Raw genomic sequence first — 13,813 nt, forward strand, 5'->3', positions numbered from 1 at the left:
GGCCCCAGCCCGCTGCTGCTGACCGGCGTCCGCCTCAGAAGCCCAGCCGGCGCGCCGCCTCACGGATGTGGTCCGCGCTGTCGCGCAGGCGCCGGAGTTCCCCGTCGGTGAGAGGTAGCTCCAGCGCCCGGCCCACACCCTTGCCGTCGACGACGTGCGGCACCGACATGCAGACGTCCGAGATCCCCTGCCAGTTCTCGAGGTACGACGACACCGGCAGCACCCGGTGCTCGTCACGCAGCACGGCCTGGATGATGCGCGTGCCCGCCAACCCGATGGCGTAGTTGGTGGCGCCCTTCCCCTCGATCACCTCGTAGGCCGCGCCGACGACCTGCTCGGCTATGCGCTCGCGCACCTCGCGGCTCAACTGACCGGTCTGCTCCTCCCACTGCTTCAGCGGCACGCCGCCGATGGTGGCGGTGCTCCACAGTGGAGTCTCGGTGTCTCCGTGTTCGCCGGCAATGTAGGCGTGCACATTGGTCACCGAGACGGCGCACTCGGCGGCGATGAGCCACCGCAGCCGCGACGAGTCGAGCACCGTGCCGGAGCCCATCAGCTGGTTGCGGGGGAGACCCGAGATCTTGAGCGCCGCCTGGGTGGTGACGTCGACGGGGTTGGTTACCATGATGAACACCGCGTCGGGCGACTGTTCGACCAGCGGCGGGATCAGCGACTTCATCATCCCGACGGTTTTCGCAGCGAGGTCCATCCGGGTTTCGCCGGGCTGCTGCTTCGCACCGGCCGCGACGACCACCACGTCGGACTTGGCCGTCACCGCGACATCGTCGGAGCCCTCGACGGTGACGTGGGGAGGCAGGAACTGGCTGCCGTGGGCGAGGTCCAGGGCCTCGGCCTTGACCTTGGTGGCGCTGAGGTCGTGCAGCGCGACGTGCGTCGCGGCGCCCTTGATCAGCGCCGCGTACGCCAGGGAGGTGCCGACGGCGCCCGCGCCGACGACTGACAGTTTCGTGCCTCGCATCTTCATACCCACATCTTGCCCACAATCCCCAACACCCCGCGTCGGGCACGGCCCCGAATCTGGATCTGCGTCGGTCAGGGACCCCACATCCAGATGTGGCGCCCTCGGCGCACCGAAACGCTCGTGGGTCCCATCCTCAGGGGTGAATAGGGGGCTTTTGGGGGAGCCAACCCCTCGTGGCGGCACCCTTTACGTTGCACACTAGATAGGAACGCACGAGATCCAGGAGGGTCCCATGACCGAGCATTTCAACGACCGACCGGACGACCAGAGCCAGGGCGAGCGCTTCGCCGACGAACCCACCTACACCCACGACGCCACCGAGGCCGCGGCCGGCCAGGAGTCGGGCGCCGAGTACGGCACCACCGGCACGACCGACGCCCCTGACGCGTCCGCCAGCGACGCGTGGGGTCAGCAGCACACCGCCGTCGACGGCCCCGAGCAGCACCGGAGCCCGGAGCAGTTGGGCGACAACCTGCGCAAGGTGGCTGAGGAGACGGCCTACGCCGCCGTCGGTTTCGTGGGGCTGGTGGCCGACAAGGCCAAGGAGTTCTACGAGGAGCAGAAGAAGCAGTACGTCGAGTCCCATCCCGAAGCTGATTCGGAGGCGGGCGCCAAGAACGTCCTGGCCCAGCTGCGCGAGCAGCTCGACAAGTTCATGGACGAGATCAACCGCGGCTTCCGCGACCTCGCTGAGCGCGGCCGCGCCTCCGGCAAGGAGCAGGGCACGCACGACGCGGCAGATCCGGCCGACGAGAACAAGGATTACACCATCTGATCCGGTGACGACACCCGATCAGGCGAGACAGAAGTGGCCGGCACCCCTGGGGTGCCGGCCGCTTCGCTGTGCTGTCAACTCATCCGTTGAAGGTTGCTGATGACAATTGGGTGTAGTCGGCGGACTCCAGGATGGCCGTCGTCACGCCGCCGTCGCGCTGCACTTCCAGGCGGGTGGCGAGGCTGGGATCAGGCAGGGAGCCGAGGAGTCCGTCGACGGCGGAGGCCAGATCCCCTGCCGGCGGGAGCGGTGCGGGCTCCGGCGCTGGGCCGTCAGAGGGCAGCGGATGGGACGCGACGCTGGTGCTCGCCGCGTCCAGGCCGCGACTCCACTGGTAGATCCTGGCTGTGTCGACACCGCGCACGGAGACGACGGCCGAGCCTTCCTCCGTGTCGATCTCGACGGACAGGACTTCGTCGGTGAGGCGCGCGCGCTCGATCTCGGACCAGACCTGGGTGAGAGCGGCTCCGGAGATGGGCTCGGTGATCGGCTCCAACTGCTTGCCGTCGAGGAAGACGCTGCCCTGCCCGTCGCACTGGGCTTCGGCAACCACGATGCCGGGCGACAGGGCCCGCACCGCGACGCGGGCAGCACCGTCGCACGCGTCGATCTGCGCCTCGGCCAGCTCGATGCTGTCGTCCAGGGGGAAGTCGTCCCTCGGCACCGTGATGGGCGCGGCGGGATCCGCCAGGCTGGATCCCTCGGTGGGGTAGAGCTTCTGCGTCTCGGGCGGCTGCCCGCCGACGACCTCGAGGCGCCACTCATCGGTCACCGTGAACCCGGCGGGCCTCGCGGTGGCGCCGATGTACTCCCGCAGCAGGTCTGTGGACTCCGTACGCTCGTCGGCGGCGGGGGTGCAGCCCGCGAGGGCCAACACGCCGATGGCGGCCCAGGTCGCCGCCCGCCTAGCCGAAGTACTCATTGAAGAGGGAGTCTGCCTGCGAGGTGGAGGAGGCTTCGTTGTCCAGGTAGTTGCGGGCGGTCTGCCGCAGCGAGTCGCGCATGGATTCAGCGGCGGCGCGGCCTCCGTCGATGGCAGTGGTGATGCTGTCTGCCAGCCCGTTGAGCGACGAGGACTCGGCGGCCGAGAAGTGGGGCATGTCGATCATGATGACCGGCAGCCGCGACGCGCCGGAAGCGGTGCTGTGCAGCGTCGACATCTGGGTGGCCAGGTCGTCCCAGTAGGCGACCTGCGACTGGAACCACTCGGCGTTGGCGCGCACCTCGTCGTTGCCGGTGCAGCCCGGCTGGTCCAGGTCTCGCGACACGTTGCGGGGCGACGGCCAGGTGCCGCCCGGCCCGATGCCCGTCAGGTCGTTCTCGAGGAGCCCCACCTGCACGACGGAGGAGATGGCCGCCGACAGCTGCCTGCCCTGCTCCTGCACGCGGTCGTAGAAGAGCTGTCGCTGGTCCATGACGAGTTGGGCGAAATCCTCCACCGCGCCGATGAAGCTACCGATCGTCGGCTCCATGATGGCGATCTTGATGGCGTCGAGGTAGAGCTGTTCCTGCTGCTGGGCCAGGTTCGTCAGGTTCGCGATGGAGTCTGTGACGTTGCCGAGATACGTCGTGGTGTTGGACACCAGCCCGCCGGCGACGCCGCGCGTGGTCTCCGCGGCGGTGCGCTGGCTGCCGATGGACGCGTCGTAGCCCGCCGCGTTCCCGCTCACCCACGGCTCACCGTTGGACGGGATCTCGTTGGTGTTGGCCGGGTAGTAGACGCCCTCGAACGAGGCGTCGATGCTGAACCAGTCGAGGAGGAAGCCGCCCACGTCTGTGGGGATGCTGACCAGCTTGTCCTTGCGGCTCGTCTGCGCGGTGCAGGTGGTGTCGTAGCCGGACTCGGCCTCGGCCAGCGCGTCCATCGCCTCGCCCTGGCGCTCGTGGTCACTGGTGCGGATGGTGTGCCAGAACAGGTTCCAGCCCGACGGGCGGGTCTCGCTGTAGTAGCCACCGGAGGGGCAGAACGGCCAGCTCTCGCAGCGGTACTCCTTGAACTCGCCGACGAGCGCCCTGGACGCCTCCATCTCGGCGAGGACGAGTTCGGCCTGCAGCTCGTAGGCGTCCTGCAGGTCTTCGGTCATCTGGGTGATCAGATCCAGCGTTGCCTGGGGGCTCATGGGATGTCTCCGTCCTATTTCTCGACGAGGTAGCGGCGCGCTGCCGCGTAGTGGGAATGGGCGTCTGCGATGTCGGCGTCCTCGGCGGCGGGCTGCACCAGCGGCTTCGGCAGGACCGCCAGGATCTCGTCGGCAAGGGCCTGCAGGCTGGCCTTCGCCGCCCACTCGGGGTTGATCTGGAGCCCGTGGAAGCGGCCGGCGGTCAGGAAGACCTCCACCCTCCCGTGCGGGGTGCCCAACACCTCTTCGCGGCGACGGTCCACCTCACCGGCGCGGAGCCGGGCGAGGTAGCGACGCATGGCTGCGCGGCCCGCGCGCATCTCGGCGAGATACGAGGGGATGGACGAGAGGGGGAGGTGCACCTCCGGCAGGGCCGACGGTGCTGCGGCCTCGAGGGGCGGCAGTGCCCGGCGGATGAGGGCCGAGATCGTCTCGGCCAACTCTCGGGGAATGAACCGGTCTCTCCATGAGGCGCTGATGCGGAGTGAGACCACCTCCAGCCCCTCCACGGTGATCTCGATGGCCCCGGACTCATCCGTGATGACGGTTTCCTGCACGCTACCTCCCCGATCTGCCTGTGCAGCCTACGGTCGCACGGGGTCATCAGAGCAGGCGCGCACCCAGGCGGACCCAGACGACGAAGCGGCCGGCACCCCGTGGGGGTACCGGCCGCTTCGTCGGGTGCGGATCAGATCATCGGGGTGGTGTGCCAGATGCGCTGCAGGTAGTCGCGCATCGAGCGGTCCGAGCTGAAGAAGCCGGTGCGCGCCACGTTCAGGATGGCGGAGCGGGTCCAGGCCTCCTGGTCGGCGTAACGCTCCTCGACGCGGGCCTGTGCATCCACGTAGCTCTGGAAATCTGCCAGCGCCATGAACCGGTCCTGGTTGATGAGGTTCAGCACCACGGAGTCGAAGATGTGCCCGTTGCCGCCGGAGAAGTGACCCGACAGGATCAGGTTCAGGGCGTCGCGCAGGTTGGCGTTGGCCTCGTAGTACTCCGTGGGGTTGTAGCCCTTGGAGCCCAGGTCTGCCACCTCCGGCTCGGACATGCCGAACAGGAAGAAGTGCTCGTCGCCGACCAGTTGGCGGATCTCGACGTTGGCGCCGTCGTCCGTGCCGATGGTGAGGGCGCCGTTGAGCGCGAACTTCATGTTGCCGGTACCCGAGGCCTCCATGCCGGCGAGCGAGATCTGCTCCGAGAGGTCCGCCGCGGGGATGAGCTTCTCCGCCAGGGTGACGTTGTAGTTGGCCGGGAAGGCGACCTTCAGGCGACCCTCGAGGCGCGCGTCGTTGTTGACGACCTCTGCCACCTTGTTGATCAGGTGGATGGTGTCCTTGGCCATGCGGTAGCCGGGGGCGGCCTTGGCGCCGAACAGGACGGTGCGCGGGGTCACCTCCGCGGCGGTGATCTTGCCGCTGATGACCTGCTCGTACAGCGACACGATGTGCAGGACCTTGAGCGACTGGCGCTTGTACTCGTGCAGGCGCTTTACCATGACGTCGAGCATGTGGCCCTCGGGCAGGTCGATGCCGTCGCGCACCTTCAGCAGGCGCGTGAGGCGGCCCTTGTTCCACGCCTTGACCTCACGGAAGCGGGCCTTGAAGTCCTCGTCCTCCGCGTAGGGCTCCAGCTCGCGGAGCCGTTCGAGGTCCGTGACCCAGCCGCTGCCCAGGGTGTCGTTGAGCAGGTCGGCGAACTTGTAGTTGGCCATCCGCACGAAGCGACGGGGGGTCACGCCGTTGGTGACGTTGGTGAACTTGTCCGGCCACAGGTCCGCGAAATCCTTGAGCACCTTGTCGCGCAGCAGCTGCGAGTGCAGCGCGGCCACGCCGTTGATCTTGGCGGCGGCGACGGCGGCCAGGTGGGCCATCCGGACCCCGCGCTCGTCGCCCTCGACGATCAGCGACATGCGGCGGGCGCGGATCTCGTCATCCGGGAAGGCGGCGCGCACCTCGCCCATGAGGTTCTCGTTGATCTGGTAGATGATCTCCAGGTGACGGGGCAGCAGGCGGCCGAGCAACTCGGTGGACCACACCTCGAGCGCCTCGGGCAGCAGGGTGTGGCAGGTGTAGGCGAAGCACCTGCTGGCGATCTCCCACGCCTCGTCCCAGTCGAAGCCCTCTTCGTCGATGAGGATGCGCAGGAGTTCGGGCACCGCGATGACGGGGTGCGTGTCGTTGAGCTGGAAGATGATCCGCTCAGGCAGGTTGTGCAGGTCGAAGTCTTCTTCGAGGCCGTCCAGGAAGTCGCGCAGCGAGGCGGCGACGAAGAAGTACTGCTGCTGGAGGCGCAGTTCCTTGCCCTGGGGCGTGGAATCCTCGGGGTAGAGGACCTTCGAGATGTTCTCCGCGAGGGTCTGGGCGCGGACGGCCTGGGCGTAGTCGCCGGAGTTGAAGATCTGCAGGTCGAACGCCTTGGTGGCCGACGCGCTCCACAGGCGCAGCGTGTTGACGCGGCCGTTGAGGTAGCCGGGCACCATGTAGTTGTACGGCACGGCGAGCACGTTCCAGGCCGGCACCCAGCGGCACCGGTCCTCGCCGTCGTCGTCCGTGTAGCGCTCGGTGTGGCCACCGAAGTTGACCACGACGGAGGCCTCGGGGTGCGGGAACTCCCACGGCGCGCCGAGCGCGAGCCAGGTGTCGGGCTGCTCCACCTGGCGGCCGTCGACGAAGGTCTGGCGGAAGATGCCGTACTCGTAGCGGATGCCGTAGCCGACGCAGGGCACGTTCATGGTGGCGAGGGAGTCGATGAAGCAGGCGGCGAGGCGGCCGAGGCCACCGTTGCCCAGCCCAGGCTCGATCTCCTGCGCGCGCAGCGTGGGCAGGTCCAGGCCGCACTGGGCCAGGCCCTCCAGGGCGATGTCGTGCAGGTCCGAGGCGAGCAGCGCGTTGTTGAGCTGGCTGCCCAGCAGGTACTCGGCGGACAGGTAACCGATGGTCTTGACCTTGGCGGCATGCGTCTTGCGGTTGGTCTCGAGCCACCGCGCCATGAGGTAGTTCTTCACGGTGCTGGCGAGAGCGAGGTACTGGTCATTGACCGTCGAACGTGAGAGCGTGACGCCCTGGTTCGTGTTCAGTTCGTGGAGGAACTCGCGCACGAAACCGTCGACCGAATAGGTCGGCGCGCCCACCGGAGCGGTGGCGAGAGGGTGCGTCGGCGTCGATGTGGGCCCGACGCGGCGAACGTCGGTGTTGGGGGATTCATCGGCCCGCATGGGGCCCCCGTTGTGCTGCGGAAACTCAGGCATGGCACCACAGTAGTTTGAACGTGCATATTTTTCACATCGGGCGTGTCCCGCGCGCTCAGATACCCGGTACCGGGCGTCCCAATCACCTCCCTCAGGGTGTTTTTCCCGCCCCTTTTGTGAGAGAGGCTGGAACGTACCCCCGGTTACACGGATCGGCCAGATTCTGGCCGGGAACGAAGGGAGCACACCATGCACCACGACGAGAACATCGACCAACTGCTCGGGGCCACGGCCTACGACCGTAGCGGCGAGAAGATCGGCGGCGTCAGCGGCGTCTACCTCGACGACCAGACCAGCCAGCCCATGTGGGTCACGGTCAATACCGGTCTCTTCGGCCTGCGCACCAGTTTCGCGCCGCTCGCGGGATCCTCGCTGGAGGGTGACCGCCTGACGCTGGCGCACGACAAGGACACCGTCAAGGACGCCCCGAACGTGGACGAGGACGGACACATCACCAGGTCCCAGGAAGACGACCTGTACCGCTACTACCAGGTGGACAGCAGCGTCATCGAGGAAGACCGCCTCCGCACGCGCCGCTGGGACCGCGACCATGACCTGTCCGGCGAGGAGCGCTCGGATGGACCGCTGCTGGACAGCGACCGCGACGGGCGCGGCCCCGTCGGTGAAGTGCTGGACGGCCCGGACCACACCCACGACCCGGCCCGTTCCTTCGGGGACGGCCGCACCGGCGACAACGCAGGCGTCCACACCGGCAGCCTCGGCTCGCCCGGCGTCGGCAACGAGCGCGTCGTCGAGAGCGGCAGCCTCGGCTCGCCCGGGATGGGCAACGAGAACGTCCGCAGCCGTCAGGACGACCTCATCAGTGACCCGGCCTACCGCAACGACCCCTCGTTCGTGGACGACCAGGCCGCAGTGGGGGGCGAACGCTACGTCGACGACGAGCGACTCCGCGACGATCGCCTGCGCGACGTCGGCCCGGACGGTGAACTGGTGGACGACGAGGCGTACCCCGGGGACGACGTCTCCGGTTACCCCGACGCCGCCGAAGGCCCCCTGGGCGAACGCACCCGTGGACAGCGCCCCATCGACAACATCTTCGACGCGCCAGACCAGGGCAACCCCCGCCCCAACTGAGTGATCTGACGAGGAACGGCCGGCCCATCACGGGCCGGCCGTTTCCGTGTCTGGGAACAGACGCCGGCCGAGTGCAACCAGATTGAGCACCGCAACGTATTCACATTGATTCCCCGAAGAACGAGGATGACATCATCCACGGGGCTCTGCCCCAGGCACAGTTAGGAACAGCAATGTCGCTTCTCCGCAGAACCGCCATCGCCACCGCAGCAGCGGGACTGGCTATCTCAGGGTTGGTGACCCAGCCCTCCAACGCCGCCGACACCACCGACGTCTACTCGACGCCGGGCGGCCACATCCAGAGCGGCAGGCTCTGGGACACCGAGTGCGAGATGTACTCGTCCAACGTCGTGCGGTGCGAGACCAAGATCTGGTCGACGCAGGTCGTGTACAAGAACGGCAGATTCGTTCAGGACACCGACTGGCACTTCAACAACCTCTCCTACCTGCCGTCGCCGCGCTCCAGTTGGGCCGGCAACCCACTCGCGGCCAACGGCACCTTCACCAGCGCCGGTCACCGGTGGCGCACCGAATGTGACACGCCGGCCACCGGCCGTGGCGGCTGCCGCTCGTACATCGAGACCAACTTCATCGCCAAGGAGGGCAACTCCTACGTGCGGAAGACGGGCTTCGTCTTCAACAACCTGGTGCGCTTCTCCGGTGGCTCGGTCGCCCCTGTCACCAGCATCCCGGCGCACGTGCTGGATCAGAGCAAGCTGACCTTCGACGGCCTCGGCCCGTTGACCTACGCCCCGTACACCCAGGCGGCCTACAACAACGCCACCCTCAACTACCTGCGGCTCGGCTACATCGTCCCGTCGCCCACCGAAGACTGCGACGCCTACCGCAACGGGCCTGAGCTGGTGGACCGCGGCATCTCTGTGGTGGACCTGGCCGACGTGGCCGTGCGTGAGCCCGGCATCCAGACCGAGGACGGCGCTGAGGTCGGCATGACCGTGGCCCAGATCAAGGCGATCTACGGCGCGGACTTCAAGCAGGTGCGCAAGCAGAACCATGGCGAGCTGCAGTACCTCGGCTCCGTCAGGCTCGGCGACCGCGAACTGCAGTTCCGCGTCGAGGGCGAGCCCTACCCGGGCGGCGGCGCGCGCTACGCACCGCTGACCCCGATGAAGGACACCGACGTGATCGTGGAGATCTCGGCGCAGAAGTACACCGAGGACGTGAGCTTCGGCGGCTGCTGACCACACCGCTCAACAAGTTCGCTCCCGCGCCCTCTGAGGGCGTGGGAGCGAACTGTGTCACTGGGCGTCGGCGGGTCAGATCGTCCAGGCCTCCTGGGCGTAGGACTTCGCCCAGAACTGCTCCTCGTAATAGGTGGCGTCGACGAAGGCGGTGAGCATCTGCCCGCGAGTCGTCTCGTCCGCCGTCGCGGCGGCCGCGTCCATCAGCTCGATGGCGCGTCTGGTGGCGTCCTGGAAGGCGGGGTCCGCGTAGGAGGCCGCCCAGTGGCCGAAGGGGTGGTCCCGCACGGCCGAGGCGGTCTCCGCGAGCCGGGCGCCGACGTCGGCGTAGACCCAGAAGCAGGGGAGCACCGCGGCGACTCCCACCTCGTAGCGTTCGTAGGCCGTCATGGTCTGCAGCATGTTGACATAGGCGCGGGTGGTGGGGGACGCGACGGTGGGGCGGGGCGCGCCGGCCAGCGCCGGGTCGCTCATCAGCGCGGCGTGCATCTCCACCTCCGCGGCGACGGCGCCGCCGGCGCTCGCCGCCCAGAAGCCCGCGGCCTCCGGGAAGGGAGCGCGGGTAGCGAGCATCGCGAGGGCGCGGGTGTAGCCGCGCAGGTAGAAGTCGTCCTGCGCGAGGTATTCCACGAAGCGGGTGACGTCGAGGGTGCCGTCCGCGAGCTCGGTCAGCAGCGGGAGGTCGTCGATGCGGCGGCGGATCCCCGCCGTGGCCTCCCATGCCATGGCGCTGAATTCGCCGGTCGTCCAGGTGATGGTCATCGCGTGCTTTCTACGAAGTGGTCCACGGGTCCGTGGCCCAAGTCTGGCGTTCGGGAGAGCGTCCAGCCGGCGCCGGACGCGATGGCCCGCATGAGGTAGTCGCGGGCCTGTTCGATGCTGGGCAGCCGCACACCGGTGCCCAGCGTGTCGCCGTTGCGCGCCGCGTGGGCGGCGATCGCCGACGACAGCGTGCAGCCGGTACCGTGCGTGTGCCGCGACCTGATCCGGGGGCCGCTGAGGATGGCCACGCCGTCGGAGGTGGCGAAGGCGTCGGTGACCTCGTCGTCGGACAGGTGGCCACCCTTGACCAGCGCGGCCCTGGCGCCAGCCCCGACGAGCGCCTTCGCCTGCGCGATGACGCCGTCGCTGTCCGTGGCCGGGGAGGCACCCAGGAGTACCGCGGCCTCCGGGACATTGGGCGTGACCACGTCCGCCAGGCGCATGAGCCGCTCGCGGACGACGACGACGGCGTCGTCCTGGAGGAGTGTGTCGCCGGAGGTGGCGACCATGACGGGGTCGAGGACCACGACGCCGAAGTCGGCGCGCCGCTCCTCGAGCAGGTCCGCAACGACGCCCGCGACCTCGGCGTTCGAGAGCATGCCGAGCTTGGTGGCGGCGACGGGGAGGTCGTCGAGCACCGCCTCGATCTGGCTGCGCACGAAGGCCGGATCGACGGCTCGGGCCTCGCGCACGCCCTGCGTGTTCTGGGCGGTGAGGCCGGCGAGCGCGGCGGTGCCGTAGACGCCCAGCGCGTGGAAGGTCTTGAGGTCGGCCTGGATGCCGGCGCCGCCGCTGGGGTCCGAGCCGGCGATGCTGAGGGCGATCTTGGGCGTGGTCATCGGGTCCTCCAGAGCGACATGAGTTCCTTGGCTGCGGCCAGCGGGTCCGGGGCGGTCATGATGGCGGACACGACGCAGATGCCGTCCACCCCCGTGTCGATCACCCATCGGGCGTTGACCTGGTTGATGCCGCCGATGGCGACGGTCTTCGCACGACCGGCCGTCTCGCGCACGATCTGTTCGGCGCCCTGCAGTTCCAGCGGCGGTTCGGTGTCGGTCTTGGTGCTGGTGTTCCAGATGGGCGACAGGCCCAACACGTCGGCGGTCTGGTGGCGCAGTTCGGTGCGCAGTTGCTCGCTGTTGGAGATGGACAGGCCGATCATCAGGTCCTGCCCGAGCCGCCGTCGGGCCTCCGCGATGTCGCCGTCGCTCTGCCCCATGTGGAAGTGGAGGCCGAGGTCCGCGGCGATGTCGAGGCGGTCGTTGACGAAGATGGCGGCGCGATGGCCGGTGGCGTCGAACACGCGCTGGGTGGCGTCGACGCAGGCCTGAGTGAGGTTGAGGAACTCGACCTCCGACATGTGCTTGTCGCGCACTTGGACGACTCCGGCGCCGCCCAGCACCGCCTGCTCGACGATCCGCGGCACCCTGTCCGGGCCGCCCGCGAGCTCCGTGTCCGTGACGACGTAGAGCCGCCAGTCCACCTGTTTGGCCAGCTTCTTGTGGGCCTGCATCAGTCCTCCTCGACTGTGACGAGTCCTTCCACCTCTGCCGGCGTCAGCGCGTGCAACGCGTCGAGCCAGAGGGTGCGGAAGGTGCCGGGGCCCGAAGCCCCCCGGCCAGCGGCGATTCCGGCCGCGCCGAAGATGGCGTGTGCGGCGACCACGGCGTCGTGCCGGTCCGCCTCGCTCTCGGCGACGGCGAGGCAGGCCGCGACGGTGGCGCCCAGCGCGCAGCCGGTGCCGATCACCAGCGGCATGAGGGCGTCGCCGCCCGTGACCCGGGTGATCCGGCCGGCGGACACGATCACGTCCACGGGGCCGGAGATGGCGACGACTGCGCCGGTGGTGGCGTTGAGTTCGCGGGCGGTGCCGACGGCGGCCTCCACCTCGTCGGTGGCGTCCACCCCGCGGCCCCCGGCCGACGTGCCGGCCAGGCCGAGGATCTCGGAGGCGTTGGCGCGGATGGCGGCAGGGCGGTGGGCGAGGAGGTCGCGGGCGAGTTGGGTGCGCACCGGCAGGCCGCCGACGGCGACCGGGTCCAGCACCCACGGCTTTCCCGCGGCCGCGGCGGCGGGGGCGGCGAGGCGCATGCCGGCGTGCTGCTCCGCTGAGCCGTTGCCCACGTTGATCAGCAGCGCCGACGCGAGGCCGGCGAAGATCTCCGCCTCCTCGGGCAGGTCGATCATGGCGGGCGCCGCGCCGACGGCGAGCAGCACGTTGGCGGTGATCTCGGGCACCACGGTGTTGGTCATGCAGTGCACCAACGGGGTGGTGGCGCGGACGGCGCTGAGGATGCGGGCAATGCCGGTCATGGATTGCTCCCTTCGCTAGAACGACCTAGATCAGGTGACTACGGGTGTGTTCTCAGCCCCTCCTGCGGGGCACCCCGGCTTCGCCCCGACCCTACCAGTGTCGCCTGACGGTCAGCGGGCCACGGCGTCCCGGGCGGCGACGAACGCCGCCACCGCCGCGTCCAGGTCCTCCCTGGTCAGGGCGGCGGACAACTGGGTGCGGATCCGCGCCTTGCCGCGGGGCACGACCGGGAACGAGAACGCGCGGACGTAGACGCCCCGGGCGAGGATCTCGTCGGCCATCTGGGCGGCCAGCGCCGCGTCGCCGATCATCACGGGGACGATGGGGTGGTCAGACTCGGGCACCTCGAAGCCCTCCTCGACGATCCGGCGGCGGAAGTAGGCCGTGTTCTCGCGGAGCCGGTCGAGCAGTTCGGGCCGGGAGGCGATGAGGTCGATCACCGCGATCGCCGAGGCCGTGATGGCGGGGGCGAGCGAATTGCTGAACAGGTACGGCCGCGACTTCTGCCGCAGCAACTCGACGATGGGCCCACGCGCGCAGGTGAAGCCACCCGACGCGCCGCCCAAAGCCTTGCCCAGCGTGCCCGTGAGGATGTCGACCCGCTCGGTCACACCGAACAGTTCCGGCGTACCGGCGCCGGTGTCGCCGATGAAGCCGACGGCGTGGGAGTCGTCGACCATCACCAACGCGCCGTATTCATCGGCGAGCGTGCAGATGTCGTCGAGGGGCGCCACGTAGCCGTCCATCGAGAAGACGCCGTCTGTGGCGATCACCCGGTGGCGCGCGCCCCTGGCGGCCTCCAGTTGGGCGCGCAGGTCGTCGAGGCTCCGGTTGCGATACCGCAGGCGCTGCGACTTCGTCAGCCGCACGCCGTCGATGATCGACGCGTGGTTGAGCTCGTCGGAGATGATGGCGTCCTCGGGGCCGAAGACGGTCTCGAACAGGCCGGTGTTCGCGTCGAAGCACGACGAGTAGAGGATCGTGTCGAAGCCCTCGGCGCCCTTCCGGAGGAAGCCGGTGAGCTTCGCCTCCAGGTCCTGGTGCTGCGTCTGGGTGCCGCAGATGAACCGCACCGACGCCATGCCGAGGCCCCAGCGGTCGAGCGCCTCCTTCGCGGCAACGATCAGCTCGGGGGAGTCCGCCAAGCCCAGGTAGTTGTTGGCGCACAGGTTGATGACCTCGCCGCCGAGCGTGCCGACGTGCGCGGCCTGCGCCGTCGTGAGCGGGGCCTCCTCCTTGTACAGCCCCTCGTCGCGGAGGGCCTGGATCTGCTGGTTGATGTCATCGAGGAAGGTCATGGTGCTCCTGTTCGGAAA

Annotated in this window: 13 protein-coding genes; 3 read left to right on the forward strand and 10 right to left on the reverse strand. The window is 68.9% G+C overall.

Features of this window, described 5'->3' with window-relative positions; translation table 11 throughout:
• Nucleotides 1–34: 34 nt before the first annotated feature.
• The gene (locus ACX1DX_RS12710) at nucleotides 35–985 is read right to left on the reverse strand and encodes an L-lactate dehydrogenase (RefSeq protein WP_459396884.1); all 951 of its coding nucleotides are present in this window, start codon (nucleotides 983–985) and stop codon (nucleotides 35–37) included.
• A 229-nt stretch (nucleotides 986–1,214) separates the two neighbouring features.
• Here ACX1DX_RS12710 and ACX1DX_RS12715 point away from each other — a divergent pair, with 229 nt between their 5' ends.
• A complete protein-coding gene (locus ACX1DX_RS12715; RefSeq protein WP_459396885.1) occupies nucleotides 1,215–1,757 on the forward strand; it encodes a hypothetical protein in 543 nt (180 codons plus the stop codon).
• A gap of 79 nt (nucleotides 1,758–1,836) precedes the next feature.
• On the opposite strand, the gene ACX1DX_RS12720 is transcribed toward ACX1DX_RS12715, so the two are convergent.
• The 4 genes from ACX1DX_RS12720 to ACX1DX_RS12735 all read right to left on the reverse strand — a co-directional run bounded on the left by ACX1DX_RS12720 (nucleotide 1,837) and on the right by ACX1DX_RS12735 (nucleotide 7,124).
• The gene (locus ACX1DX_RS12720; protein ID WP_459396886.1) at nucleotides 1,837–2,679 is read right to left on the reverse strand and encodes a hypothetical protein; all 843 of its coding nucleotides are present in this window, start codon (nucleotides 2,677–2,679) and stop codon (nucleotides 1,837–1,839) included.
• Nucleotides 2,663–3,877, reverse strand: coding sequence for a hypothetical protein (locus ACX1DX_RS12725; RefSeq protein ID WP_459396887.1), 1,215 nt, complete (start codon nucleotides 3,875–3,877; stop codon nucleotides 2,663–2,665). The genes ACX1DX_RS12720 and ACX1DX_RS12725 overlap by 17 nt, the downstream gene beginning before the upstream one ends.
• Nucleotides 3,878–3,891: 14 nt before the next feature.
• Nucleotides 3,892–4,434, reverse strand: a complete 543-nt coding sequence (locus tag ACX1DX_RS12730; protein ID WP_459396888.1) for a hypothetical protein — start codon at nucleotides 4,432–4,434, stop codon at nucleotides 3,892–3,894.
• Nucleotides 4,435–4,565: 131 nt separating this feature from the next.
• The gene (locus ACX1DX_RS12735; RefSeq protein ID WP_459396889.1) at nucleotides 4,566–7,124 is read right to left on the reverse strand and encodes a glycogen/starch/alpha-glucan phosphorylase; all 2,559 of its coding nucleotides are present in this window, start codon (nucleotides 7,122–7,124) and stop codon (nucleotides 4,566–4,568) included.
• Between the two features lie 189 nt (nucleotides 7,125–7,313).
• On the opposite strand from ACX1DX_RS12735, the gene ACX1DX_RS12740 reads away from it, so the two are divergent.
• Nucleotides 7,314–8,219, forward strand: a complete 906-nt coding sequence (locus ACX1DX_RS12740) for a PRC-barrel domain-containing protein (RefSeq protein WP_182762688.1) — start codon at nucleotides 7,314–7,316, stop codon at nucleotides 8,217–8,219.
• A gap of 173 nt (nucleotides 8,220–8,392) precedes the next feature.
• Nucleotides 8,393–9,421 carry a hypothetical protein gene (locus ACX1DX_RS12745; RefSeq protein ID WP_182762686.1) on the forward strand — a complete coding sequence of 343 codons (1,029 nt, stop codon included), beginning with the start codon at nucleotides 8,393–8,395 and terminating at the stop codon, nucleotides 9,419–9,421.
• Nucleotides 9,422–9,496: 75 nt separating this feature from the next.
• On the opposite strand, the gene ACX1DX_RS12750 is transcribed toward ACX1DX_RS12745, so the two are convergent.
• The 5 genes from ACX1DX_RS12750 to kbl form a co-directional block, all read right to left on the reverse strand.
• A complete protein-coding gene (locus tag ACX1DX_RS12750) occupies nucleotides 9,497–10,183 on the reverse strand; it encodes a TenA family protein (RefSeq protein ID WP_459396890.1) in 687 nt (228 codons plus the stop codon).
• Nucleotides 10,180–11,022, reverse strand: coding sequence for a bifunctional hydroxymethylpyrimidine kinase/phosphomethylpyrimidine kinase (gene thiD, locus ACX1DX_RS12755; protein WP_459396891.1), 843 nt, complete (start codon nucleotides 11,020–11,022; stop codon nucleotides 10,180–10,182). The genes ACX1DX_RS12750 and thiD overlap by 4 nt, the downstream gene beginning before the upstream one ends.
• Entirely contained in the window at nucleotides 11,019–11,696 is a 678-nt protein-coding gene (thiE, locus tag ACX1DX_RS12760; RefSeq protein ID WP_459396892.1) for a thiamine phosphate synthase, read from the reverse strand. The genes thiD and thiE overlap by 4 nt, the downstream gene beginning before the upstream one ends.
• Nucleotides 11,696–12,496: a hydroxyethylthiazole kinase gene (gene thiM / locus ACX1DX_RS12765; RefSeq protein WP_459396893.1), complete on the reverse strand. Its 801-nt coding sequence runs from the start codon at nucleotides 12,494–12,496 to the stop codon at nucleotides 11,696–11,698. The genes thiE and thiM overlap by 1 nt, the downstream gene beginning before the upstream one ends.
• A 111-nt stretch (nucleotides 12,497–12,607) precedes the next feature.
• On the reverse strand, nucleotides 12,608–13,795 hold the full coding sequence (gene kbl, locus ACX1DX_RS12770; protein ID WP_459396894.1) for a glycine C-acetyltransferase: 1,188 nt from the start codon (nucleotides 13,793–13,795) through the stop codon (nucleotides 12,608–12,610).
• Nucleotides 13,796–13,813: the final 18 nt, after the last annotated feature.

The organism is Tessaracoccus zhenghani (genome assembly GCF_054552775.1).